This is a genomic window from Pseudonocardia bannensis (assembly GCF_012911875.1).
GTDB classification, from domain to species: Bacteria; Actinomycetota; Actinomycetes; order Mycobacteriales; family Pseudonocardiaceae; genus Pseudonocardia; species Pseudonocardia bannensis.
The window spans coordinates 24,421-49,704 of sequence record NZ_JAAXKZ010000033.1 but is presented as its reverse complement, the minus strand read 5'-3'; the positions used below and the strand labels follow the sequence as shown (position 1 = coordinate 49,704).

Here is a 25,284-nt window from a genome sequence, read left to right as displayed (position 1 = left end):
GCTGTCGTTCACCGACGTCCGCGTGCCGGTGGCGAACCTGCTCGGCCCGGAGGAGGGTCAGGGCTTCACCCAGCTCGTGACCAACCTGCCGCAGGAGCGGCTGTCCATCGCGATCGCCGGCGTCGCGCCGGCCTCGGCGAGCAGTGCCGGGAACGTCACCGAGAGCCCCACACCGAGCAGGCTGAAGCCCGCGACCGCGGCGCCCACGGCGCCCGGCCCGGGGCCCAGGACCGCGGCGACGGCCAGCCCGGCGGCCAGACCGGTGGCCCCGCTGCCGGCGAACCAGCGGATCGCCCGCCGCCGGCCGAGCCGGGTGAGCACCCGATCGCCGATGAGCCGGCCGAGCGTCATCGTGGCGGAGAACGCCGCGAACGCCGCGCCGGCGGCGGCCGGACCCGCACCGAGCGAGTCGCGCAGCAGCACCGCCGACCAGTCGGCCGTCGATCCCTCGGCGAGCAGCACCGCGAACGCGGCGACGGCGAGCGGGATCAACGGCCCGCGGGGCAGCGCGAACAGCGGCACCGGGCCGGCCTCGGGCGGCGCCGGCGGATCGGCGAGGAAGCTGCGCGACAGCGGCAGCACCACGGCGAGCGACACCGCCCCGAGCACGGCGAACTGCACGAGCAGAGACACGCCGAGACCGACCGCGACGCTGCCGATCACGGTGCCGGTCAGGGCGCCCAGGCTGAACACGGCGTGGAACGACGACAGCACCGATCGCCCGTAGGCCTGCTCGACGGTGACGCCCTGGGCGTTCATCAGCACGTCGAGACCGCCCATCATGGCGCCGAACACGAACAGCGCCGCCCACAGCGTGACCGCGTCGCCCGCCACCGCGATCGGCAGTGCCGCCATGAAGAACAGGACCGCGGCCACCCGGGTGCTCGGCCCGCTGCCCCACCTCGCCGCGATCGTCCCGGCGAGCGGCATCGTGACCAACGAGCCCACAGCCGGGGCCAGCAGGGCGAGCCCGAGAACGCCGTCGGACAGGGCCAGGTTCGCCTTGATCTCCGGGATCCGCGGGGCCCACGAGCCGAACAGTGCCCCGTTCACCGCGAACGTGACGGCGACGGCCAGCCGGGCCGGGCGCGGTGGTGGCTGCGCGGTCTCCGCGTGACGCATCGGCGATCCCCCGCTCCTCGCGTCCTCGCCCTGCCTCCACGACGGCCCCGGTCGGGCACGGGCGAACGACGGGCCGGGCCCGGCCGCGCCGCGCTCCGGGTCAGCGCCGGGTGCGCAGGTAGTCGGCCACCACCTCGGCGCCCAGCCCGTCGAGGTCAGGGGCCACGACCCGCCCGCCGCAGCGGCGGGCCACGTCGTCCATGAACGCGGCCAGCCGGGGGTCGTCACCCAGGACGAAGAACGTGAACGCCGCCTGCATCCCGGTCAGCTTGTCGATCTCGCCGATCGTCGCCCGCACGGTGTACGGGCTCGGCGGGTAGTCGAAGTACGCCTCCCCGCCCGGCTCCAGGTGCGCGGTCGGCTCGCCGTCGGTCACGACGAGGACGACCGGCATCGCGTCGGGGTGGCGACGCAGGTGCCGGCCGGCCAGCAGCAGCGCGTGGTGCAGGTTGGTGCCTTGCGCGTACGCACCCTCCAGGCCGATGAGCTGACCGAGCTCGACCGTCTGCGCGTGCCGGCCGAACGTGATCAGCGCCAGGTCGTCGCCGCGGAACCGGGTGGAGATGAGCTGGTGCAGCGCGAGCGCCGTGCGCTTCATCGGCACCCAGCGCCCCTCCGCCACCATCGACCACGACGTGTCGACCAGCAGCGCCACCGCGGCCCGGGTGCGCTGCTCGGTCTCGACGATCTCCACGTCGGTGACGTCGAGGTCGCGGGGGTCACCGCCGGCCTTGCGGAGCTCGGCGTTGAGCAGCGTGCGGGGCACGTTCCACGCCTCGGTGTCACCGAACGCCCACGGCCGGGTCGCGCCGGTCGCCTCGCCCGCGGCCCCGGAGCGCCGGGTCTCCCGCTCGCCGCGGCGCCCACCGATCCGGTCGACGACGTCGCGCAGCGCCGACTCCCCCAGCCGTCGCAGGGCCTTCGGGGACAGGCGCAGCGACCCGTCGGCGGCCCGCTCGAACAGGCCCTGGCGCTGCAGCTCGCGCTCGAGCTCGACGAGCGCCCGGGCGTCGACCCGCGCCTGCTCGCCGAGTGTCGCGTCGAGCGCGTCGAGGTCGATGTCCTCCATCCGGGCTCCGGGGTAGCTCTGCGCGAGCTGCTCGGCCAGCGCGTCGAGCCGGCCCAGCTCCTCCATCGCCCGGGTGGCCTCGCCCATGCCCAACGGGTTGTCGCCACGGAACCGGCCGGACCCCGACCAGTCCTCGCCCGGGCGCAGACCCTGCAGCTGGGCGTCGAGCCGGCCCAGCGACTGCGCGAGCCGCGGATCGCCGAACGCCTGCTGCGCGAGCTCGGCGAGCTCGTCGCGCTGCTCGGGCGTCATCGAGTTGAGCATCCGCTGGGCCGCGGCGGCCCGGGCGGCGAGCAGGTCGATCAGCTCGTCGGTGTTCTGCGGGTTCTCCGGGAAGTACTGCCCGTGCTTGGCCATGAACTCGCTGAACTGCTGCTGCGTGTCCTGGCCCCGGGCGTGCGCGGCGAGCAGCTCGTTGAGGTCGTCGAGCATCTCGCGGATGGCTTCGACGTCCTCGGGCGTCGCGTCCTGCATCGCCTGCTTCATGCCGGCGAAGCGCTGGTCGAGCAGCTCCCGGCCGAGCAGGTCGCGGATCTCCTGGTAGGCCTCGCGGGCATCCGAGCTCTGCCAGTCGTAGGAGTCGAGCTCGCGGACCGCCCCGCCGGTGTCCGACGGCAGCGCGTCGAGCTGCATCTCCCGGAACCGGGCGTCGTCGGTGTCCTGGCGGCCGAGCACGTCGCGTTCGGCGTCCAGGGCCCGTTCCAGCAGCTCGCGGACCTGCTGGAGGGTGCCGTCGAGCCGGTTGTCGCGCTGCAGGTCGCGGCGGCGCTGCCACACCTGGCGGGTCAGGTCGTCGAGACCCCGCCGGCCCTTCATCCCCCGGCGCAGCAGCTCCTGCAGCGCCTGCCGCGGCGAGCTGCCCTCCATGACGTCGCGGCCGATATCGTCCATCGCCGCGCGGACGTCGAACGGCGGGGCGAGCGGGTCGGGCCCGTCGTGGTAGGGCCCGTAGGAGTAGCGCAGCCTGCGCCGGCTGCGTCGATTCCGTCCCGGGGAATCAGCCATAGCTCACCGTGTCACCGTCGGCGGATTCGTCCTTGGCCAGCCGGCGGGTGAGGAACAGCAGCTCCAGCGCCAGCTCGGCAGCCGATGCCATCGGGCCCGGGTCCTCGGTCCCCGCCGCGTCCAGGCGGCGGGCCACCTCGGTCAGGGACTCGACGGCCGGCAGCGCGGCCACCACCTCGGCGGCCGGCACGCGTTCACCGGTGCGGACCGGGTGCGCCGCGACCGCCTCGGCCAGCGGCGTCAGGTCGACCCCCCGCAGCCGGAAGCGGGCGGCGTCAGCGGTGGCCCGGCGCAACAGGTGCTCCAGGATCTCGTCCTCGCGGCCCTCCTCGCCGGAGGCGAACTCCAGCTTGCCGCGCAGCACGGCGGGCACCGACTCCAGGTCGACCGGCCGCGCGGTCGGGTTGGCCTCTCCGGTGAGCGCGGCCCGGCGCAGCGCGGCGGCGGCCACGGTCTCGGCGGCGGCGATGGCGAACCGGGCGGACACACCCGAGCTCTGGTCCACCGCGCTGGAGTCGCGCAGGTGCCGGGCGAACCGGGCCAGCACCTCGACGAGATGGCGCGGCACGTCCGCGACCAGCTCCGCCTCCTGCTCGACCAGGGCGACCTCGTCGGCCAGCTCCAACGGGTAGTGCGTGCGGACCTCGGCGCCGAAGCGGTCCTTGAGCGGGGTGATGATCCGCCCGCGGTTGGTGTAGTCCTCGGGGTTCGCCGACGCGACGAGCAGCACGTCCAGTGGCAGCCGCAGCGTGTAGCCGCGGACCTGGATGTCGCGTTCCTCCATCACGTTGAGCAGCGCGACCTGGATGCGCTCGGCGAGGTCGGGCAGCTCGTTGATGGCGACGACGCCGCGGTGCGCACGCGGGACCAGCCCGTAGTGGATGGTCTCCGGGTCGCCCAGGCTGCGGCCCTCGGCCACCTTGACCGGGTCGACGTCACCGACCAGGTCGGCCACCGCGGTGTCCGGGGTGGCCAACTTCTCCGTGTAGCGCTCGTCGCGGTGGCGCCAGGCCACCGGCAGGTCGTCGCCGAGCTCGGCGACGCGCCGCCGGGAGGCCGGGGTGATCGGCTCGTAGGGGTGCTCCCCCAGCTCGGAGCCGTCGATGACCGGGGTCCACTCGTCCAGCAGGTTGATCAAGGAACGGAGCAGCCGGGTCTTGCCCTGGCCGCGCTCGCCGAGCAGCACCACGTCGTGCCCGGCGATCAGGGCGCGCTCGAGCTGGGGCAGCACGGTGGACTCGAAGCCGACGATGCCGGGCCAGGGGTCGCGGCCGGCCCGCAGGGCGGCGAGAAGGTTGTCGCGGATCTCGGCCTTGACTCCGCGGAGCTCGTGTCCCGACGCGCGCAGCGCGCCGAGGGTGCGGGGAAGATCGGCAGGTGGTGTGGCTGGCACGACGGACACGCTACGCCCGGGATCCGACGGTGGCGCGCCATATCGGCGCCGGTAGCCCGTCCTTGACCTCGACCGGGCTCCGGTTTCTGGCCGGGCGGGCTGCGGGCGCTGGAGACGCGTTCGCCGGCCGAGGCAGCGGCGGGACGGCTGGTCCCGCTGCTCAACCCGCCGCTCGCGCTGGCCGAGGCCGCCGCCGTGCACGCCGCGCTGGAGAACCGCGCCACGGTGGGCAAGGTTGTGCTGGTGCCGCGGAGCCGTGGCTCGTCCGATCCGGGGGAATACAGCGGGCGCCGGCCACGTACCGTTGCACGTGATGTCCCCCGGACGGCTGGCGGTGCTCCTCGGCCTGCTGCTCGGCCTCGCGGGTACGAGCACCTCCGCGGTCACGGTCGCGCTCCCGCAGCTCGCCCGCGAGCTCGGCATCGCCACGTCCACCGCGGCGTGGACGATCACCGGGTACGCCGTGGCGCTGGCCGTGGCGACCCCGACCCACGGTCGCATCGCCGACACGGTCGGCATCCGGATCCCGCTGTGCGCGGGCGTCGCGATGCTGTCGGCCGGAGCCGTCGCCTCATCCCTCGCGCCGAACTTCGCCGTGCTGATGGTGTCCCGTGTGCTGCAGGGCGCCGGGGCCGCCGCCGTCCCGGTGCTGGGCACGGCCCTGATCAGCGCCCGTTGGGAGGGAGCACGGCGCAGCGCCGCGCTGGGCCGGATCGCCGGGGTCGCGGCGACGCTCAGCGCGCTGGGCCCGCTGCTCGGCGGTGCCCTTGCGGAGCTGGGCGGCTGGCGCCTGGCCATCGCGCTGCCCGCGGTCGGCGTGCTGGCCCTCCCGGTGCTGTGGCGGGCGGCGCCGTCCGCCGGGACCGGGGACCGGATCGACCTGCCGGGCGCGCTGCTCGTCGCCATGGCCGCGACCGGCGCGGTCCTGACGATCCAGTCCCCCTCCGCCGGGGTGGTGGCCGGGCTGCTCGGGGTCGGTCTGCTGGTCGTCGGAGTGCCCGCGGTGGCCGCCCGGGTGCGGGCCCGGCCGGACGGGTTCCTGCCGCGGCCGATCATCACCAACCCGACCGTGCTGCGCAGCGCCTTCGCCACCGCGGCCATCCCGGCGTGCTGGTTCGCCCTGCTGCTCGGGGTGCCGATCGCGCTCGCGAGCCGGGGCTGGTCACCGTGGCAGACCGGGCTGGTGCTCATCCCGGCGGCCGTCGTCGGATTCGTCTCGCCGCGGATCGCGCGCACGCTGCTCGGCCGGCTCGGTCCCCGCCGGTCCATCGCGCTGGCCTGCCCGGCCGCCGTCGTCGCGCTGCTCGTCGCGGCGCTCGGGAGCGCCATCGGTTCCGCGGCGCTGCTGGCGGTGGGGATCACGCTCAGCACCATCGCGTTCGGCGTCGGCCAGCCCGCGATGATCGCGGCGGTCGGCGCGGCGGTCCCGGCCCCGCAGCGCGGGGTCGCCCTCGGGGTGGCGACCCTGGTGTTCCTGACCGGGGCGAGCGTCGGGGCGGCGTTGGTCGGCGGGCTGGCCACCGTGCTCGGCGTCCCGGGGGCGCTGTGCCTGGTCGTCGCGCTCCCGGTGGCCGGTCTGGTGACGCTGCTGCTCGGCAGGCCCGGACCCGGTGAGCGGCCGGATGCCTTCGGATCGGCCGCGTGACCGGGCACGGCAGCCTGCACCTGCACCGCCCTGGAGCACCGGGCGTCACGGCAGGAGCGTGTACGCCCAGTAGGTGAACTCGTTCCAGTCCAGCTCCGAGGCGACGAAGCGGATCACCACCCGGACCGACTCCTTGCCGGCGGTTGCCGACGGCGGGATCAGGAAGTCCGCGTCGCGCCACCGGCGGAACCGGTTACCACCCGCGACGTACCAGGCACCGACGAGCCGGCCGTCGACGTGGACCTCGGCATGCTGGTTCGTGATCGACTGATCGAACCGACGCCGGAGCACGACCCCGTCGCCGGTCGGGTCGATCGCCAGGACGAACTCGCTGGCCCCCCGGTGCGCGCGGCCGGTGTCGGTCACGTCCACCGTGTCGGCGGTGCCCTCGTACTGGTACGTGCGTGATCCGGTCCACCGCTGGGCGCTGATGCGGTAGGCGTGGGCCGCTTCGTCGGCGGCGTTGCCCACGTCGAGGGTGTCGGTGAGCACCATCCGCGACCGCGGCTGCTGGTAGTAGTAGGCCAGCATCCAGGCATCGGTCGTGGTGTCGTTGTGCCCGCCGTGTTCGATCGACACCCGGATCCGCCTCCGGAACGGCACCGCGTCCTGCAGCAGGAAGCGGTAGGCGGCGACGCACGAGGTCGGGCCGCGGACGAGATGGGCGGTGTTCCCACTCAGGGGCTGGGTGTAGGGGCCGCGGTCGAAGTACCAGCCACCGTTGAAGAAGTCCTCGGTGCCGGTGCCGTGGAACGCCGGCGAGCCGCTGTCGTCGACGTAGATGCGCTCGTCGCCCTCCAGGTACCACCGGTTCGCCGCACCCGAGTAGGACGCGGTGACCCCGATGAAGGTGCCGCTCCCGGCGGTGTCGAGGATCGGGACGTCCTGGCCGATGACGGTGGGTGTCGTCGCGGTGAGCCGGGTCCGCAGGTAGCCGGGGTCGGCCACGCCACCGGTGCCGGGCCGGTGCCGGACCTCGAAGCCGACCCCGCAGGTGGGGGCCGCGCGCGTGTTGACCAGGTCGATCCTGGCGTGGCGCCGGAACGGCATCGGCAGGTGGACGTACAGGCGGTCGGCGGGATCCAGGCCGACGACGAGGCCCCGGGCGGGGTAGGCCCCGAACCTCCCCATCCCGAAGAACGCGCCGAGTGGTGCGTCCACGCTCGGCGTCGCCTCACCGTCCCAGAACATCCGGATCCGCGTGGTGTTGAGCAGGTCGGCCGTGTCGTACCCGGCCACCAGCGACCCGCACCGGGTCTGCCCGCCGATCGCGTAGCCGTGGCGCGCCTCGCTCTCGGGATCACCGACGTCCACGGTGTCGGTCAGCACCGCGGTGTCGCCCACCGTCGAGTACACCCGGTAGGTGAACTCGGTCCACCCGGCCGCGGTGGGCACGCACTCGAGCCGGACGGTGAGGGCGCTCCTGCCCGCCGTGATCCACGACGGGACGTCGAAGGAACTGTCGCGCCAGCGGTGGGCGCGGTCGCGGCCGGGGTCCGACCACTCCCCCACGGCGACGCCGTCCACCAGGACGCGGGCGCGCTGGTCGGCCACCCCGTGATCGGTCCGTCGGCTCAGCACCACACCGCTGTTGGCCGGGCTGACGGCGATCCTGAACCGGCTGTGGCCCCGGTGGGCGCGTCCGCGGTCGGTGACGGTCCCGGCGGCGGTGACACCGGGCATCGCGATCCTGATCGAGGAGATCGACCGCGGCCCGTCCGCCTCGAAGATCGTCCGTGCCGCGCCGGAGGGCAGGTGGACCACGCCGGCCGTCACGGTGACCTCGTGCGGGTCGCCGTCCGGGGCCTTCGGGTCGGCACCGGCGTCGCTCCACATGTGCCGCACCCGGGTGCTGTCCTCGTCACCGGTCCACGTCGTCACCGGCGTGCCCGGGCCGAAGGTGTGGTAGCCGATGTTGTAGTAGCCGCTCATGTTGGTCGTGATCCGGATCGACCGCCGGTACGGCAGGGGCAGATGACACGTGAAGCCCCCGCTGGACGTCGCGGCGTCGGCGACCAGCGGGGACAGGAACGGCGCGTGCGTTCCGGAGAAGAGATCGCGCAGCGCGATGTCGATGCGTGGAGCCGGCTCGTCGTCGAAACGGACCCGTAGCCAGTCGGTGGCGGGATCGAACCCGGTGACCCAGATCCGGTACACCGTGCCCGGGCCCCGCTGGTCCAGCATGACCTTCTCGCCGCCGCGGACGTCGAGGAAGTTGTTCCAGTCGTCGTTGCCCCTGCCCGGGCCGCGGGTGTCGCGCTCGTAGCTGGACTGCCCGCCGGCCATCGTGTGCAGCCGCAGCAACGGCAGCAGGTCGAGCCGGGCCATCGCGGCCAGGCCGTACGGGTGCACCCCGCGGCCCGGCGGCTCCGGCGGGCCGGGGCGCCCGGCCGAGAGCTGATCCCGGGGCGGCTCCGTCACCGGCCCGGACGCAGGCGAACGGTGAGTACCTGGAAGGGACGCAGCGACACCTCGAAACCCGTGCGGTCCGACGCCACCAGCCCGGTGGCGGGGACCTCCCGCTCCAGCAGGTCCGTCTCCGTCACCCGGGCGACCGCAGAAGCGAACTCGACGCGGCCGGCCGCCCGCCCTCCGTACGGCTCGTAGAGCCGCAGGACGACGTCACCGGAGCGGTCCTCGGCCAGCTTGACCGCCTCCACGACGATGCCCGGGTCGTCCACCCGCACGATCGGCGCCACCTCGCCGCTGCCCAGGACGCGGCGCAGCGGCAGGTTCACCGCGTAGCCGGCCTCCACCGCGTCGGCGATGCCGGCTCCGGCGACCAGGGCGTAGCGGAACGTGTGGCGGCCCTGGTCGGCCGTCGGGTCGGGGAACCGGGGTGCCCGCAGCAGCGACAGCCGGACCTGGGTGGTCGTCGCCGGATCGGCGCCGGCCGTGCGCGACACGTCCTGGCCGTAGGTCGAGTCGTTGACCAGCGCGACTCCGTACCCGGTCTCGCCCACGTGCACCCAGCGGTGCACGCAGGTCTCGAACATGGCGGCGTCCCAGGAGGTGTTGCGGTGGGTGGGCCGGAAGACGTGCCCGAACTGGGTCTCCGAGGCGTACCGGTCGGCGTGGACGTCGAGTTCGAAGCACGCCTTGAGGAACTTCTCCGATTCGTGCCAGTCGACCGCGGTCTCGAACTCGACGCAGCGGGCGGCCACTCCGTGCCCCCCGCCGCGCAGCGTGATGCGCTGCAAGACCGCCGAGCCGCCGAACGACCGGCCGATCTCGACCCCGCGATCGATGACGTGGATCCGGTCCAGGTCCACCACGTCGACCACGGAGCGCAGGTAGTGCTCGTCGACATCCCAGGCGTCGAACCGGTTGGGCGAGTCCCGGTGCAACTGGAGGCGGTTCGCGGATCCGCCGCGCCGCACGATCTCCCGCCCGCACGAGGCGTCGACGATCGACGTGACCAGCCCGCGGCCGTCCACCCGGACCCGGATCGTGCCGTTGCCGAGCACGTACCCGTCGCCGTCGGCCCGCACCGCGACCTCGCCCGCCGGGGTGGCCCGCCCGGCGCCGAGCGCCGCCACCCCGTCCCGGGGACAGGGCGACGCGTTGAAGGTCAGCTCGCCGTCGCCGGGCTCGGCCAGGGCCGCCTGGGCCGTCCCGATGATCGAGACCAGCTCGGCCTCGACGCGTTCGTAGGTCTGCTCGGCCTCGCGACGGACCCACGTGATCGAGCTGCCGGCGAGGATGTCGTGGAACTGGTTGAGCAGCACGATCTCCCAGATCCGCCCCAGGGCGTCGTACGGGTACGCGACCCGGCCCGCGACCGCTGCGGTGGCGCACCACAGCTCGGCCTCCCGCAGCAGGTGCTCGCTACGCCTGTTACCCCGTTTGGTGCGTGCCTGGCTGGTGTAGGTACCGCGATGCATCTGCAGGTACATCTCCCCGCGCCAGACCGGGGCGTCCGGATACTCCGCCAGCGCGGCCTCGAAGAACACCGTCGGCGAGGCCATGGTGACCTTCGGCGAACCCTCGAGGTCGGCGGTGCGGGCCACGGCGGCGAGCATCTCCCGGGTCGGCCCTCCCCCGCCGTCCCCCCAGCCGAAGGGCACGAGCGACATCGACCCCCGGCCGTGCTCGGCGTAGTTGCGCGACGCGTGCGCGAGCTCCGCGCCGGACAGCTCGGAGTTGTAGGTGTCCACCGGCGGGAAGTGGGTGAAGACGCGCGTCCCGTCGATGCCCTCCCACCAGAACGTGTGGTGCGGCATCCTGTCGACCTGGTTCCAGGACAGCTTCTGGGTGAGGAACCATCGGGACCCCGCGAGCGCGACGAGCTGGGGCATCGCCGCGCTGTACCCGAACGAGTCCGGTAGCCACACCACCTCGGGGTCGACGCCCAGTTCCTCGATGAAGAACCTCTTCCCGGTCACGAACTGCCGGACCATGGCCTCACCGCCCGGCATGTTCGTGTCGGGCTCCACCCACATCCCGCCGACCGGCAGGAACTGCCCGGCCTCGACCCGTTTCCCCAGTTCGGCGTAGATGCTCGGGTAGCGGTCCTTCATCCACCGGTACTGCTGGGCCTGCGAGCAGGCGAACACGAACCGGGGATCGGCCTCCATGAGGCGCAGGACACCGGAGAACGTTCGCGCCACCTTCCGGATCGTCTCCCGGACCGGCCACAGCCAGGCCGAGTCGATGTGGGCGTGCCCCACCGCGACGATCCGGTGTGCCGACGGATGGGCGGGCCGGGCGAGAGTCACCGCCAGCTCGGCCCGCGCATCCTGCGCGGTGCCGACCACGTCGTCCGGGTCCAGCCTGTCCAGCATCCGTTCGAGGGCCCGCAGCAGATCGTGGCGGCGTGGCTCGCGGACGTCGAGTTGCCGCATGAGCCCGTCCGCGACGGCGATGTCCTGGAGCAGCTCCCAGACCGACTCGTTCCACACCGTCAGCTCTGCCCGGCGCAGCGTGTAGAGCGGACCCGGCGCGGCCGTCGCCGAGTCACCCATCCCGGTCGGGACGACACCCCAGCCGCCGCTGATGTCGGGGTTGGCCGCCGCCTCGACCAGGAAGCTCACCGGCCGGCCGGGCAACACCCCGACGGGGATGTGGGTCGTTCGCGGGTGCACCCCCTTGATCGGGACGCCGCCCGGGGTGAAGGCCAGCCCTTCGGCCTGGAACCCCGGTATCGGCCCGTCGAAACCGAGGTCGACCACTGCCTCGACCCGCTGCCCCGCCCATCCGACGGGCACCGCGGCGTCGAAGCGGACCACGTGGTGCCCCACGGCTCACCCCACCGGTCGCCCACCCGGACGGGGCCGAAGTCCCGGGCGGTGGCCTCCGCGAATCCCACGGGTTCGCCCGGTACCTGCCAGGCGCTCACCCGGAGCGGCTCCGTGGGTCGGTGGACGGCGGGAGCCGGGCGGTCGCGGACCGCCCGGGTGATCCGGTCCTCGACCACCACGCGGTCGTCGTGCACGGGGATCCCTCCCTGTGGTCGAGGTGCCCGGGCCGGGCGTCACCGGCCGGGGCCGCCCCGGGGCGGCTCGCCACCGTTCGCGCTCCTGAATCGGTGGCGCCGGAGTGAGAGCGCTCGCCACGGCAGCGACGCGCTCCAGTGAACCGGGCGTGGTCGCAGGTGGGGAGTCGAACCGTCGCGTTCGTCCCCGGAGCCCGATCCGGTCAGGGCAGCAGGAGGACGACCGTCGGCACCGCGACCAGTGCCAGCGCGGCCACCCGGACCAGCAGCTTGATCGGGGGCGGCAGCGGCGGCGGTGGCGCGGAGATGCGCTCGATGCGGGCGTCGAGCGCGGCGGTGAACGAGCTCAACGCGGCCGCGGGTGCCGACCCGCCGACCGCCCGCAACGCGCCGACGAGCTCCTCGGGGGTGGCCCGGGCGGAGGCCACGTCGTCGGCCCGCATCTCGATCAACGCCGCGACCGCGACCTGCGCGCAGACCATGCCCCGCACGAACGACGCGGTGGCACCCCACGCGACGAACGGCAGCACCACCAGGTCGTGGCGTTCGCGCAGGTGGGCCTGCTCGTGGGCGAGCACCGCCCGGACACCGTCGGGCTCGAGCACCTCGAGCACGCCCGCCGAGACGACCAGCCGGGAGCTGCGACCCGGCAGGCAGTACGCGACGGGCACCGGGTGATCGAGCACCCGGGCGCCGGGGGCCGCGGGCCACGGCGTCGCGAGCACGTCGAGCAGGTCGCGGTGGCGGCGGCGGGCGCGCACGGTCCGGGCGGCGGTGGCGAGCAGGACGCCGAACAGCCGGCCGCCGAGAACCAGCGTCGCGACCAGCGCCGCGAGATGCGTGACGCCCAGTTCCTCCGGGACCCGGCCGGCGGCGAGCTCCCCGGACAGCCGCGCGAGCGCACCGGGCAGCGACCCGTCGAGCGGCGCGACCCCGTAGACCACTCCGGCGCCGAGCAGCGACAGTCCACCGGCCAGACCGATCGCCTGCCAGGACAGCAGCGCGCCGACGGGATCGCGGGTGGGCCACCGGGCGGCCGCGAGCGCACGGCTGGCCGGCTCCGCCAGGACGGCGCCCAGCACGAGCAGACCCAGCGCGGTCAGCTCCATCGCGGCCACGAGCACCCCTTCGGGGAGGTCAACCCAGCAGATCGCGCAGGGCGTCCCGCTCATCGGGCGGGATGGACCCGAAGAACCGGGCCAGTACCGCGCCGCGGTCGGGGGCCCCGTTCAATGCGTCGCGCATCAGTTCCGCGACGTGGTCCTCGCGGCTGGCCACCGGTCGGTAGTGGTGGGCGCGGCCGTCACGGGTGCGGCTGACCAGGTTCTTCCGCTCCAGCCGGCCCAGGACGGTGAGCACCGTGGTCGTCGCGAGTTCACGGGTGGCGAGCGCGTCCTGCACCTCGCGGGCGGTCAGCGCTCCCTCTGCCGCCCACAGCACGTCCATCACGGCGCGCTCCAACTCACCCAGGCTCGGCACGGCGACGATTCTACCCTGTGTAGAAGCGAATTACTTTACCTGGACCTCGTCGCCGACTTGCAGGTAGTTGAACCACGCCTGGGCGTCCTCCATGACGAGCTTGACGCAGCCCGCCGAGTAGGTGTCCTGCCGGCCCTCGTGGAACGCGATGCCACCGGGAGCGAAGAACACCGAGTACGGCATCGGCGTGAGGTACTCCCGGCTGGTGTACTGCTCGGCCTTCCACTGCACCGAGAACGTACCCCTCGGGGTGGGGTCCTCGTTGTCGCCGGTCTGGATGCGCACCGGGCCACGGACGATCTGGTCCCCGTCCAGCAGCCACGCCCAGCGGCCGACCACGTCGACGCAGGCACGGGCTGTCGCGGTGCACGGCGTGCCCCTGACCAGACCGGACGGGTCGGTGCGCTGCGCTGCGGCCACGCCGGACCCGGTGTCGGCCGGAGCAGCGGGAGCGGCGGCCGGAGCGGACGCCTCGGCGGGCCGTGCCGACGGCGCCGGGGCGGCGGCGGGAGCACCGAACAGCGGGAGCGGGGGCTCGCCGTCGGTGTTCGCGGCGGCCGGGAGGTCGGGCAGCGGCGGCAGCGGCAGGACATCGGCCGAGGGCAGCGCGGCGGCCGGCGGCAGCCCGGGCAGCGCCGGGCTCGGCTCGGCGACACCGATGCCGACCAGCACCGATCCGCCCACCGCGGCCAGACCCGCGACCACCGCGACGCGAGCCGCGAGCGGCCGACGAGTCCCGCCTCGCCACCTGTGTGAGCCCATCCGCGTCCTCCCGCAGCAGTCCTGAACTGATCAACGACGAGGGGACCTTACGGTGACGGCGCGATCACACCGGGTTCGCCCCCGCACCCCGATGTGAGCGGGATCGCTGTCCCCCTCACGTACACCGCGGCCCGAACGGTGCGGAGGGTGGCCGATCGGCCGCGCCGCGACCCGGCCACGGTCCGGCCCCCGCCCCGGACGGGTGATCAGCGGCCGCTGAACCGGGGGCTGCGCTTCTCGGCCCGGGCCCGCCGGCCCTCCCGCAGGTCCTCACTGCTCCAGCAGCCCTCGAACGCGGCCAGCAGCGCCGGGTCGTCCTCGGCGAGCTCGGTGCGGTCCAGGGTCAGCTTGTTGTAGGCCAGGGTGAGCGGGGCCAGGGTGGCCAGCTCGCGGGCCAGCGCGAGAGCGTCCTCGCGCTCACCGAGCCGGTCGACCAGGCCGCGGGCGTGCGCGAGCTCGGCGCCGATCTGGTCGCAGGCCAGCAGCAGCGACCGCGCCGTTCCCCCGCCGCCGACCTGGGCCAGCCGGCGCACCGTCCACGGGTCGACGGCCAGCCCGATCCGGGCGGTCGGCACCCCGAACACGGCGCCGGGTGCGGCGACCCGCAGGTCGCACGCGATCGCGAGCTGGGTGCCGGCCCCGATCGCCGGACCGTTGACGGCCGCGATCACCGGTAGCGGGGCGTCGTGGATCGCGTGCAGCGCGGCGTAGAGGGCGTCGCGGAATCCGTCGGTGTAGACCTCGCCGAAGTCCGCGCCGGAGCAGAAGCTGCTGCCCGCCCCCGTGACGACGACCGCCCGGACCTCCTGGGCCAGCAGGTCGGTCATCGCGTCGACGAGCCCACGGCAGTGCTCGACGTCGAGGGCGTTGCGCCGCTCCGGACGGTCCAGCTCGATGAGACCCACCGCGTCCTTCGCCGAGACGTTGATCAATTCCGTTCCCTTCCCCGGGCCGCCGGCGGCGGCACGCCCCGGAGGCTACGAGGACACCCCCCGCACGATGCACGCCGCCCGCACCCGCGCGGGAGCCGCGGGACGGCCGCGCGGGCCTACCCTGGGCGCGTCGCCCGGGCGAGGAGGGGGCCGTGACCGAGGTGAACTCCGGGGGCCTGCGCATGGGCACGCCGGCTGCCCGCTGGGTGCTGCTCACGACGGTGCTGGGCTCCAGCCTCGCGATGCTCGACGCGACCGTGGTGAACATCGCACTGCCCCAGATCGGCGTGGACCTGGACGCCGGGTTCACCGGCCTGCAGTGGACCGTCAACGCCTACACCCTCACCCTGGCTTCGCTGATCCTGCTCGGCGGCTCGCTCGGCGACCGCTTCGGCCGCCGCCGGGTGTTCCTGCTCGGCGTCGTCTGGTTCGCGGTCGCATCCCTGGTCTGCGGGCTCGCCCCGAACATCGAGACGCTGGTCGCCGCCCGTGCGCTGCAGGGCGTCGGCGGGGCGCTGCTGACCCCCGGCAGCCTCGCGATCATCTCGGCGTCGTTCCACGGCCCCGACCGGGCGGCGGCGGTCGGGGCGTGGTCGGGGCTGGGCGGGATCGCGGGCGCCGTCGGGCCGTTCGTCGGCGGCTGGCTCGTGGAGTGGAGCTGGCGGGCGGTGTTCCTGCTCAACCTCCCCCTCGCCGCCGTGGTGATCGTGGTGGCGCTGCGGCACGTGCCCGAGACCCGCGACCCGGACGCGGTGCCGGGCCTGGACGTCGCCGGGACCGCGCTGGCGGTGCTCGGACTGGGCACGCTGACCTGGTCGCTCACCGACCTGGGCGGGCACGGCCCGACCCCGGCGGTGCTCACCGGGCTGGCCGTGGGCATCGCGGCGCTGATCGCGTTCGGGTTCGTGGAGCGCCGCTCGCCGCACCCGCTGGTGCCCCCGGACCTGTTCCGGAACCGGCTGTTCACCGCGGCGAACGCGGCCACGCTGCTGATCTACGCGGCGCTGGGGATGGTGTTCGTGCTGCTGGTGCTGCAACTGCAGACCGTGGCCGGGTTCAGCCCGCTGGCAGCGGGCACCGCGCTGCTCCCGGTCACCGCGCTCATGCTGCTGTTCTCGGCACGGGCCGGAGCCCTGGCCCAACGGATCGGTCCCCGCCTGCCGTTGACGATCGGCCCGTTGATCAGCGCCTGCGGCCTGCTGCTCATGCGGCGGATCGGCCCGGAGGCGAGCTGGTGGCTGGACGTGCTGCCCGCGGTCCTGGTGTTCGGCGCCGGGCTGACGCTGACCGTCGCCCCGCTCACGTCGACCGTGCTCGACGCCGCAGCCGACCGGTACGCCGGGGCCGCGTCCGGGGTGAACAACGCGATCGCCCGCGCGGGCGGGCTGCTGGCCGTCGCCCTCGTCCCGGGGCTGGCCGGGATCGACAACGCCGACTACACCGACCCGGCCGCCTTCGACGCCGGGTTCGACACGGCGATGGCCATCGGTGCCGGGCTGCTGGCGCTGGCGTCCGTGCTGGCCTTCACGATGGTCCGCACGGCGGACCTCGCCCGGCCCGCTCCCGACGGCGGTCGGGTCCCGATCGAGCGGTGCGCCCACTGCGGCATCACCGGACCCCAGATGCACCCCGCCGACCGGGGGTGAGGCCGCCCCGGGGCCGGCCTCAGGTCAGGCCGAGTGCCCCGGCCAGCTCACGCAGGGCAGGCGCCGGGTCCGCGTCGGTCCCGGTGAGGACCTGCGCGCAGACGTGGGAGGCGCCCGCGTCGACGTGCTCGACGATGCGGGCGGCGACGGTGGCCGCGTCCCCGTGCGCCACCAGCGCGTCGATCACGGCGTCGCTCGCGGAGTCCAGATCGGCCTCGGTGAACCCCAGCCGCAGCAGGTTGCGCCGGTAGTTCACCAGCTGCAGGTACGGACGCTGCACGACCGGGCGGGCGATCGAGCGCGCGTACTCGGGGTCGGTGCTCAGCACGACCTTCTGCTCGGGAGCGAGCAACGGGCCCTCGCCGAGGATCTCCCGAGCCTCCCGCGTGTGCGCGGGGGTGGTCAGGTACGGGTGCGCGCCCGCCGTCCGCTCCGCGGCGAGCCGCAGCATCCTCGGGCCCAGCGCGGCGAGCACCCGGCCCTCGACCGGCACGCCGTGGGCGTCGAGCTCGTCGAGGTACGCGACAACGGTCTCGTACGGGCGCCGGTACCGCTCCCCCGACGCCTCCGGGTGCCCGATCCCGATGCCGAGCAGGAACCGGTCGGGGTACTCGGTGGCGATCCGCTTGTAGGACGCGGCGGCCTCGGCGGCCGGTACCTGCCAGATGTTGATGATGCCGGTGGCGATCACGAGCCGGTCGGTGGCCTCCAGCAGGTCCTCGGCCAGCCGCAGATCCCCAGGAGGCGAGCCACCGATCCAGATCGCGCTGTAGCCGAGTCGTTCCACCTGCACCGCGAGCTCCGGATCGAGCCCGTCCGCATGCCGCCAGATCCCGAACCGTCCGACGTCGACCGCCATCTCGATCTCCCTTCCGGCGCCGGGCCGCCCCGGCGCCGCCCGTCCGCGGCGACCCGCCGAGCCGGGGGTCGCCCCGCGCGCCGTGTCGGGGTACCCCCTTAGGCTCGGGCCGTGAGACGGGACCTGAGCAGCCGGGCCGCCCCGCTGCGGATGCGGCCGCGGGTGCTCGTCCCGTCGGAGCCGGGGAGGCCACGGGCGGTGCCGGCCGGGACCGAGGCGGTCGTCGTCGGTGCCGGGGTCGCCGGGGTGAGCGCGGCGACCGTGCTGGCCGAGCGCGGGGCGGCGGTGACGCTGCTGGAGGCCGCTCCCACCCTCGGCGGCCGGCTCGGAGCGTGGCCGCACACGCTGCCCGACGGCACCGAGCAGGTCGTCGAGCACGGTTTCCACGCGTTCTTCCGGCACTACTACACCTGGCGGGCGATCCTGCGCCGGATCGACCCGGAGCTGTCCTTCCTGCGCCCGGTCGGCGGCTACCCGGTCATCTCGCGGCGCTGGCCCGCCGAGGACCTGACCGGGCTGCCCGCCGCGCCGCCGCTCAACCTGGTCGCCCTGTTCGCCCGCTCCCCGAGCCTGCGCCTGCGTGACCTGGGCGGCGCCGACGCCGCGCTGGGCACCGAGCTGCTGTGCTACGACCGCGAGCGCACCACCGCGGCGCTCGACACGATGACCGCCGGGGAGTTCCTGGCCGGGCTGGGCCTGCCCGGCCGGGCCCAGGCCATGCTGTTCGAGGCGTTCGCCCGGTCCTTCTTCTGCAACCCCGACCACCTCTCGGCCGGCGAGCTCGTCGCGATGTTCCATTACTACTTCCTCGGCAACCCCGAGGGCATCGGCTTCGACGCGCCGGGCACCGACTACCTGACCGGCATCTGGGACCCGTTCGTCCGGTACCTGCGCGGGCACGGCGCCACGGTCCGCACCGGCGCGGCGTGTGAGTCGCTCGTCCCCGCCGACGGGCACCGCTGGCGGCTCGTCCTGGCCGACGGCAGCGAGCTGTCCACCCGGCACGTCGTGCTGGCGCTCGATCCGGGCGCGCTGCGGCGGCTGTTCGCCGCCTCGCCCGCGGCCGCGGCGGCCGCGCCCCGGTTGGCCGCGCAGAGCCGGGCCCTGCAGGTGGCGCCACCGTTCGCGGTCACCCGGCTGTGGCTGGGTACCGACGTCGGGGCCGAGCGGGCGACGTTCAGCGCCGTCAGCGGGGAGCCGACGCTCGACTCGATCACGGTCTACTCGCGGCTCGAGCGGCCCTCGGCGCAGTGGGCGGCGCGCACCGGCGGGTCGATCGTGGAGCTGCACTCCTACTCGTGCGACGCACCCGACGCCGGCACGGCCACCGCCCGGATGCGCGCCGAGCTGGGCTCGCTCTGGCCGGAGACCACCCGGGCGCCCGTGGTGCACCTGCAGCAGCGCCTCGAGGCCACCGCCCCGGCGTTCCCACCGGGCGGCGCCGGCCGGCGGCCCGGCGTGCGCACCGACGCCCGCGGGGTGCGGGTGGCGGGCGACTTCGTCGAGCTGCCCTACCTGTCCGGGCTGATGGAACGCGCGGCGATGTCCGGCGTGCTCGCCGCGAACGACGTGCTGGCCGAGGTCGGCGCCGGCCCGGAGGAGATCCGCGGGGTGCCGCAGCGGGGGCTGCTGGCCGGCCTGCCGCCGGGGGCGCTCGACGGGTTGGGCCGCCGGCGGAAGGTGGCCGCGGTCCGGCGGTGAGGATCGCACTGGAGCCTGGGCCCGGTTCCGTCCCGGTCGGCTCGCGTCACCCCGACGGTGCCGATCGCCCGGACGGCACGGACCGGCCGGGCCGCTGGGCCGGTGCGGCCCGCTGGCAACGGCTGGCCGAGGACGGCACCCCGTTGGCTGCGGCGCAACCGGTTCCCGACCTCGCCGCGGCCGTGCGCGCGATCGAGGACGACGCCCGGCGCGGCGGCGAGGCGGTCCGCTGGGTGTGGCGCTCGGCGCGGACCTACCGGCGGCTGCTGCGCGCGGGCGCGGACGTCGCACGCTGCCACGATGTCGAGCTGGTCGAGGGACTGCTCGTCGGCGCCGAGGGCCGTTCCGGTGAGCCGCACGGGATCGCGGCCGCGGCGGCCCGGCTGGCGGGCCGTCCACCCGCGCCCGACCCGGCCTTGGAGGAGGACGACGACGGAGCCCCGCCCGCGCTGTTCGCCGCGCAGCCCGCCGACCCGGACTCCGATCCGCTGGCCACGCTCGTCGCGGTGCACGCGGGCCAGCAGCGGCGCCTCGACGCGTTCGGTCCGGGACTGCGGCTGCTCGCCGCCGCCGAGTCGGCCGGGGCGCTCGTCGCCGAGGAGATGACCGCACACGGGTTGCCGTGGCGGGCCGACGTGCACGACCGCCTGCTCACCGAGCTGCTCGGTCCCCGCCCGCTGCCCGGTGGCCGCCCGGCGCGGCTCGCCGCGCTCGCCGACGAGATCGGCGTGGCGTTCGGGCGCCCGGTCAATCCCGATTCCCCGGCCGAGCTGCTGCGCGCGTTCGCCCGTGCCGGGCACGAGCTGGAGACCACCCGGGCGTGGGTCCTGCGCACGATCGACCATCCGGCTGTCGGGCCACTGCTGGCCTACAAGGAACTGGCTCGGCTGCACTCCGCGCACGGGTGGTCGTGGCTGCGGACCTGGGTCCGTGACGGCCGCTTCCGCCCGGAGTACGTGGTCGGCGGGGTCGTGTCGGGCCGCTGGGCCACCCGCGGCGGCGGGGCCCTGCAGATCCCGCGGGCGGTCCGGGCGGCGGTGCGCGCCGACCCGGGTTGGCGGCTGGTCGTGGCCGACGCCGCGCAGCTCGAACCCCGCATCCTGGCCGCGCTGGCGGGCGATGCGGGGTTGGCCCACGCCGGCAACACCGGTGACGGCGACCTCTACGCCGCGCTGGCCGCCGACCTGTTCGGCGGTGACCGGGCCCGGGCCAAGCTCGCGCTGCTCTCCGCGATGTACGGGCAGACCTCGGGTGGGGCCGGGGTGCTGCTGGCGAGGCTGCGCCGGCGCTTCCCCGCGGCGGTCGGCTACGTGGAGGACGCGGCCCGCGCGGGTGAGGAGGGCCGGCTCGTCCGCTCGCACCTGGGCCGGACCTGCCCGCCCGCCCGGCCGGGGCACGAGCAGCCCGCCGCGGCCCGCGCCCGCGGCCGGTTCACCCGCAACTTCGTCGTGCAGGCCACCGCCGCGGAGTGGGCGCTGGTGCTGCTGGCCGAGCTGCGCCACGCGCTGCGGAGCACCGGGAGCCTCGCCCAGCTGGTGTTCTTCCAGCACGACGAGGTGCTGCTGCACTGCCCGGCCGAGGTCGCCGGTGCCACGGCCGCCGCGGTGCAGGAGGCGGCGGACACGGCCGGGCGCCGGCTGTTCGGTGCGTCCCCGGTGCGGTTCCCGATGCAGGTCCGCGTCGTCGGCGGCTACGACGAGAAGCAGTGAGCGTGCCGCTCACCGACCTCTTGGCCGCCGTGGCGTTCCCGCTGCCGCAGGCGTCGGTGACCACGACGGGCAGATGGCCGAGGTCGATGGCGGGCCGGACGGTCGGTTCGATGCCCACCTCGAGCGCGACGCCGACGATCCCGCCCTGCATGTCGTCGACGATCAACGCGAGCGGCTCCGTCGCGGCGTCGACATAGCGCTGCGGCCGTGACGGCCGTCGCCGGCATCGTCGTGACGTGCAGCTGAGGCAAACCCCCGGCGCAGCGTGGCGGGCGGGACCGTGCGGGTGCGCAGCCATGCGGCGTCGATCGTGGCGGGCGGCACCGGCAGGGTCGCCAGCCGGGCCACCATGGTGGTCACCGGGTCGGCCGGTGCGGCCGGGCAGCCGACGAGGAACGCCCACTCGTGCTCGTCGCTGCCCGCGTACACCACTCCGCCCGGGCCGAACACGTCGTGGAAGCGCCGCCAGGCCGCCCGCAACGTCGCGTCGCGCCACAGCGCCGGGCTGCCGGCCTGGCACACGACGACCCCGCCCTCGGTGAGCCGCTGCGCGCAGCCGGCCAGGAAGTCCGCCGCGTAGAGCCGGTTGAGCTGTGCCTCCGGCTCATCGGGCCGTTCATCGGGCAGGTCCACGACGATCACGTCGTACCGGCCGGCGGCCCGCTCCACGAACTCCCGGCCGTCGCCGTAGTGCACGTGCACCGGCCCCTCGTGCCGCTCGGCGGCGGCCAGCCGGCCGGGTGTGTAGCCGTAGGGCAGGTGCTCGGCGCAGGCGCGCACGCAGTCCGGGTCGATGTCGACGTGATCCACCCGCGTGGCGCCCGCGGCGACGGCCATCTCGCTGACCACGCCCTCGCTCGAACCGATCACGAGCACCCGCTCGCAGCGCGCGGCCAGCAGCGCGGCCGGCGCGAACAACGCCTCGTGGTAGACCAGCTGGGTCGCCTCGGCGCTCTGCCGCTCGTCGTCGCAGAACAGGGTGACGCCGTGCGCGGTGTCGGCGATGAGCACCCGCTGGTACGGGGTGGTGGCCCGGTGGTGCACGGTCCCGAGCGCCCACCGTCGGGTGAGCCCGGGGCTGATCGGCTCGGTCACCGCGGCGGCCGGCCCGCCCCGCTCGATCACGTCCAGGCGGCGGACCGACGCCCCCAGCGCCGCGGCCAGCAGCCGGACCGCGAGCTCCGGATCGGCGGCGTCCCCGCAGGTGAACACGTCCACGTGGGCGGTGGCGTACTCGGGCCAGGTGTGCACCGACGCGTGCGACTCGGCGAGCAGCGCGACGACCGTCGCACCCTGCGGGGCGAACGCCTCCGCGACGATCTGCCGGACCTGCGCCCCCGCCGCGCCCAGCGCGTCGTGCAGGGCGCCGCGCAGCGCCGCGACGTCGTCCAGCACGGCGGCGTCGACGTCCGTGAGCTCGGCGAGCACGTGCCGGCCGACGGGCAGCGGGGCGGGCGGTACGGGGGTCGGGTCGATGGCGTCCAGCACGCCGCGACGGTACCTCCGTGCGCGGATGACGCCGTTCCGACGACCCTTGCCGTTCACGAGGCCAGATGCACCGGCAGCGGCCCGAACCCGTTGAACCCCACCGAGGCGTAGCTGGCGGTGTACGCCCCGGCGTGCAGCACGTCGACGACGTCGCCGGCGCGCAGCGCGAGCGGCAGCGCATAGGGGGTGCGCCGGTAGAGCACGTCGTCGCCGTCGCAGGTCGGGCCGGCGAGGACGACGGCGCCGACGGGGCCGCTGCGGCCGGGCACCCGCAGCGGGTAGCCGATCGCCTCGTTCTCGGTCTCGGCGAGGCCCTGGTAGCGGCCGGCGTCCAGGTAGACCCAGCGGCGGTGGTCCACACCCGGCCGGTGCGAGACCCGCAGCACCCGGGTGCGCAGCACCCCGGCCTCGGCGACGAGCACCCGGCCCGGTTCGATCACCAGCCGCACCTGCTCCACGACCCCGGCGCGCACCGCCGCGTCGGCCGCCTCCCGGATCGCGGCCCCGAATGCCGCCGGCGGCAGCACCGCCGACCGGTAGCGCACCGGCAGCCCGCCCCCGACGTCCAGCACGGGCCGGCGGACCCCGGCCGCCCCGGCGACCCGCAGCGCCAGCCGCACCGCGCTGCGGAAGGTGGCGGGCCGGGTCTGCTGCGAGCCGACATGGAAGGTCACGCCGTCGACGCGCAGGCCCGCGGCCCGCACCGCCCGCAGCAGTTCGACGGCCTCCTCCGGGGTGGCGCCGAACTTGCCGAAGAAGGGGGTGGCCGACCCGTCGTCGTCCACGAGCACCCGGACCAGCACCGCCGCGTCGGGCGCGTGCACCGCCAGGTCGGCCAGGTCCTCGCGGCTGTCGGTCACGAACCGGCGCACCCCGGCCGCGTGTGCCGCGGCGAGGTCGGCCCGGGACCGGGCCGGGTTGCCGAAGCACAGCGCGCCCGGGTCCGCGCCCGCGGCCAGGCACAGCCGCACCTCCGGCAGGCTCGCCACGTCGAACCCGCTGCCCAGGGCGACGAGCCGCTCCAGGACGGCCGGGTCGGGGCACGCCTTCACCGCGTAGAGCACGTCAGCGCCGGGGAATGCGCAGGTCAGCTCGGCGTAGCGGGCCGCAACGACGTCGGGGTCCAGGACCAGGAACGGGGTCGGGCGGTCCTCGTCGGCCAGGAACGCGGCGAGCGCGTCGGACGCGAGCGGCGGCGGAGCCGGGTCGATCACATCCTCCAGTGTCCCGGGCACCCGGTCGGGCCCGGCCACCTGGCCCGTTCGTCACAGCGGAACGACGAGCTTCCGCGTGAGAACGATCACTCCTAGCGTCCGGGGACCATGCAGCGCAGCAGCGACCGGATCCTCAGCACCCACGTCGGCAGCCTGGCCCGGCCGCACGAACTGCTCCTCACGATGCGCGAGAAGGAGCACGGGCGGGCCTACGACGTCGACGGGTTCGCCAAGCAGATCACGAACGCGGTCGCCGACGTGGTGCGCGAGCAGGTCGAGGCCGGACTGGACATCGTCACCGACGGCGAGATGAGCAAGGTCAGCTTCCTGACCTACGTCAAGGACCGGCTCGCCGGGTTCGACGGGCGCACCGGTGAGAAGCTGATGCCGCCGTCGTGGCAGGTGGAGATCGACCGGTTCCCGGACTACTACGCGGGTTACCTGGGCAAGTACAAGGAGACCGTCTCGCCGATGACGACGATGGTCTGCACCGGGCCCGTGTCCTACGTCGGCCACGAGCAGTTGCAGATCGACATCGCGAACCTGCGCGCGGCGCTGGAGGGGCACGAGGTCACCGAGGCGTTCCTGCCCTCGACCAGCCCCAGCGGCTTCGGGCGCAACGAGTACTACGACAGCTACGGCGAGTACCTGTCCGCCGTCGCGGAGGCACTGCGCGAGGAGTACCTGGCGATCATCGACGCCGGCTTCCTGCTGCAGGTCGACGACCCGTGGCTGATCGAGTACCTGAGCGAGAACCCGGCCACCACCCCCGAGCAGCGCCGGCGCGACGCCGAGCAGCACATCGAGATCCTCAACCACGCGCTGCGCGGGATCCCGACCGAGAAGATCCGGCTGCACACCTGCTACGGGCTCAACCACGGCCCGCGCATCCACGACCTGCCCTTCGGCGAGATCGCCCCGCTGATGCTCGAGATCAATGCGGGGGCGTACTCGTTCGAGGTGGCCAACCCGCGCCACCAGCACGAGTGGCGGGTCTGGGAGGACCTCCCGCTGCCCGAGGGCAAGATCCTCATCCCGGGACTGCTCGGGCACGCCAGCAACTACGTCGAGCACCCGGAGCTGATCGCCGACCAGATCGTCACGTACGCGGGTCTGGTGGGGAAGGAGAACGTCATCGCGGGCGCCGACTGCGGCTTCTCCTCCCGCGCGTCGTTCCATCCGGAGGTGCACCCGACCGTCGTGTGGGAGAAGTTCCGTGCGCTGTCGGAAGGCGCCCGGATCGCGACCGCCCGGTTGTGGGGCTGACGCTCCTCGCTAGCGTCCGGGTCATGAAGGAACAGCGGCGCGCCCGCGCCATCGCCATGACCCCCGACGAGGTCGACGCCTTCCTCGCCGAACAGCGCACCTGCCGGGTCGCGACCAACGGCACGAACGGGCCGCACGCCACGCCGCTCTGGTACGCCTGGGACGGCTCGGCGCTGTGGCTGACCTCGCTGTCGCGCAGCCAGCGCTGGACCGACCTGGCGCGCGACCCGCGGATCGCGGTGGTCGTCGACGCCGGTGAGCAGTACGACGAGCTGCGCGGCGTGGAGCTGCGCGGCCGCGTCGAGGTGGTCGGCGAGGTACCGCGCACCGGCGAGCCGGACGACGAGCTGACCGCACCCGAGCAACTGTTCGCCGACCGGTACACCGGCGGGCAGGTGTTCCACGACGGCAAGCACGCGTGGTTGCGGCTGCGCCCGGACAAGATCACCAGCTGGGACTTCCGCAAGATCGGAGCGGCCCGCCCCTCCTGACCCCCGGGGGCCGCCGCCGGGTCGTGCGTTCGGCGGTGACACCACCGGCGATGAGGCTATGCAGATGTG

The 25,284-nt window shown here is 74.7% G+C and carries 17 protein-coding genes and 3 pseudogenes; 7 read left to right on the top strand and 13 right to left on the bottom strand.

What is annotated here, in order from left to right:
- Positions 1–133: pseudogene (locus HF519_RS31250) on the top strand (acyl-CoA dehydrogenase); the annotation flags it as partial.
- A 62-nt stretch (positions 134–195) separates the two neighbouring features.
- Here the strand turns inward: HF519_RS31250 and HF519_RS11645 are convergent.
- From HF519_RS11645 to HF519_RS11635, 3 genes and pseudogenes are all read right to left on the bottom strand, one after another.
- Positions 196–1,122, bottom strand: a pseudogene (locus HF519_RS11645) (MFS transporter); the annotation flags it as partial.
- Between the two features lie 100 nt (positions 1,123–1,222).
- The gene (locus HF519_RS11640; RefSeq protein WP_169412922.1) at positions 1,223–3,196 is read right to left on the bottom strand and encodes a vWA domain-containing protein; all 1,974 of its coding nucleotides are present in this window, start codon (positions 3,194–3,196) and stop codon (positions 1,223–1,225) included.
- Positions 3,189–4,589, bottom strand: coding sequence for an ATP-binding protein (locus tag HF519_RS11635; RefSeq protein ID WP_169412921.1), 1,401 nt, complete (start codon positions 4,587–4,589; stop codon positions 3,189–3,191). The genes HF519_RS11640 and HF519_RS11635 overlap by 8 nt, the downstream gene beginning before the upstream one ends.
- 313 nt (positions 4,590–4,902) lie before the next feature.
- On the opposite strand from HF519_RS11635, the gene HF519_RS11630 reads away from it, so the two are divergent.
- Positions 4,903–6,234 (top strand): MFS transporter, encoded by a 1,332-nt coding sequence (locus HF519_RS11630; protein WP_169412920.1) that lies wholly within the window; start codon positions 4,903–4,905, stop codon positions 6,232–6,234.
- Between the two features lie 45 nt (positions 6,235–6,279).
- Here the strand turns inward: HF519_RS11630 and HF519_RS31245 are convergent, their stop codons facing one another.
- From HF519_RS31245 to HF519_RS11600, 7 genes and pseudogenes are all read right to left on the bottom strand, one after another.
- Positions 6,280–8,655, bottom strand: coding sequence for a DUF2961 domain-containing protein (locus HF519_RS31245; protein WP_169412919.1), 2,376 nt, complete (start codon positions 8,653–8,655; stop codon positions 6,280–6,282).
- Positions 8,652–10,118 (bottom strand): alpha-mannosidase, encoded by a 1,467-nt coding sequence (locus HF519_RS33650; RefSeq protein WP_498072984.1) that lies wholly within the window; start codon positions 10,116–10,118, stop codon positions 8,652–8,654. Before HF519_RS33650 ends, HF519_RS31245 begins: the two co-directional genes overlap by 4 nt.
- 72 nt (positions 10,119–10,190) lie before the next feature.
- Positions 10,191–11,542, bottom strand: a pseudogene (locus HF519_RS33645) (glycoside hydrolase family 38 N-terminal domain-containing protein); the annotation flags it as partial.
- Between the two features lie 329 nt (positions 11,543–11,871).
- The gene (locus tag HF519_RS11615; RefSeq protein ID WP_246243213.1) at positions 11,872–12,840 is read right to left on the bottom strand and encodes a M56 family metallopeptidase; all 969 of its coding nucleotides are present in this window, start codon (positions 12,838–12,840) and stop codon (positions 11,872–11,874) included.
- Positions 12,806–13,147: a BlaI/MecI/CopY family transcriptional regulator gene (locus HF519_RS11610; RefSeq protein WP_169412918.1), complete on the bottom strand. Its 342-nt coding sequence runs from the start codon at positions 13,145–13,147 to the stop codon at positions 12,806–12,808. Before HF519_RS11610 ends, HF519_RS11615 begins: the two co-directional genes overlap by 35 nt.
- 30 nt (positions 13,148–13,177) lie before the next feature.
- Positions 13,178–13,852 (bottom strand): L,D-transpeptidase, encoded by a 675-nt coding sequence (locus HF519_RS11605; protein WP_169412917.1) that lies wholly within the window; start codon positions 13,850–13,852, stop codon positions 13,178–13,180.
- Between the two features lie 263 nt (positions 13,853–14,115).
- Entirely contained in the window at positions 14,116–14,841 is a 726-nt protein-coding gene (locus HF519_RS11600) for an enoyl-CoA hydratase (protein ID WP_169412916.1), read from the bottom strand.
- A 182-nt stretch (positions 14,842–15,023) separates the two neighbouring features.
- Between HF519_RS11600 and HF519_RS11595 the strand changes: the two genes are divergently transcribed.
- Positions 15,024–16,487: an MFS transporter gene (locus HF519_RS11595; protein ID WP_169412928.1), complete on the top strand. Its 1,464-nt coding sequence runs from the start codon at positions 15,024–15,026 to the stop codon at positions 16,485–16,487.
- Between the two features lie 19 nt (positions 16,488–16,506).
- On the opposite strand, the gene HF519_RS11590 is transcribed toward HF519_RS11595, so the two are convergent.
- Entirely contained in the window at positions 16,507–17,346 is an 840-nt protein-coding gene (locus HF519_RS11590; RefSeq protein WP_169412915.1) for an LLM class F420-dependent oxidoreductase, read from the bottom strand.
- Between the two features lie 111 nt (positions 17,347–17,457).
- Here HF519_RS11590 and HF519_RS11585 point away from each other — a divergent pair, with 111 nt between their 5' ends.
- Together HF519_RS11585 and HF519_RS11580 are read left to right on the top strand one after the other, a co-directional pair.
- Positions 17,458–19,047, top strand: a complete 1,590-nt coding sequence (locus HF519_RS11585) for an FAD-dependent oxidoreductase (protein WP_169412914.1) — start codon at positions 17,458–17,460, stop codon at positions 19,045–19,047.
- Positions 19,044–20,756: a bifunctional 3'-5' exonuclease/DNA polymerase gene (locus tag HF519_RS11580; RefSeq protein ID WP_169412913.1), complete on the top strand. Its 1,713-nt coding sequence runs from the start codon at positions 19,044–19,046 to the stop codon at positions 20,754–20,756. The genes HF519_RS11585 and HF519_RS11580 overlap by 4 nt, the downstream gene beginning before the upstream one ends.
- Before the next feature lie 162 nt (positions 20,757–20,918).
- Here the strand turns inward: HF519_RS11580 and speD are convergent, their stop codons facing one another.
- Both speD and HF519_RS11570 read right to left on the bottom strand, forming a co-directional pair.
- Entirely contained in the window at positions 20,919–22,244 is a 1,326-nt protein-coding gene (gene speD, locus HF519_RS11575; protein ID WP_312860053.1) for an adenosylmethionine decarboxylase, read from the bottom strand.
- 53 nt (positions 22,245–22,297) lie between these two features.
- Entirely contained in the window at positions 22,298–23,458 is a 1,161-nt protein-coding gene (locus HF519_RS11570; protein WP_438826391.1) for a type III PLP-dependent enzyme, read from the bottom strand.
- Positions 23,459–23,566: 108 nt separating this feature from the next.
- Here HF519_RS11570 and HF519_RS11565 point away from each other — a divergent pair, with 108 nt between their 5' ends.
- On the top strand, positions 23,567–24,724 hold the full coding sequence (locus tag HF519_RS11565) for a cobalamin-independent methionine synthase II family protein (RefSeq protein WP_169412912.1): 1,158 nt from the start codon (positions 23,567–23,569) through the stop codon (positions 24,722–24,724).
- A gap of 23 nt (positions 24,725–24,747) precedes the next feature.
- Entirely contained in the window at positions 24,748–25,215 is a 468-nt protein-coding gene (locus HF519_RS11560; protein WP_169412911.1) for a pyridoxamine 5'-phosphate oxidase family protein, read from the top strand.
- The last annotated feature ends 69 nt before the right edge of the window (positions 25,216–25,284 follow it).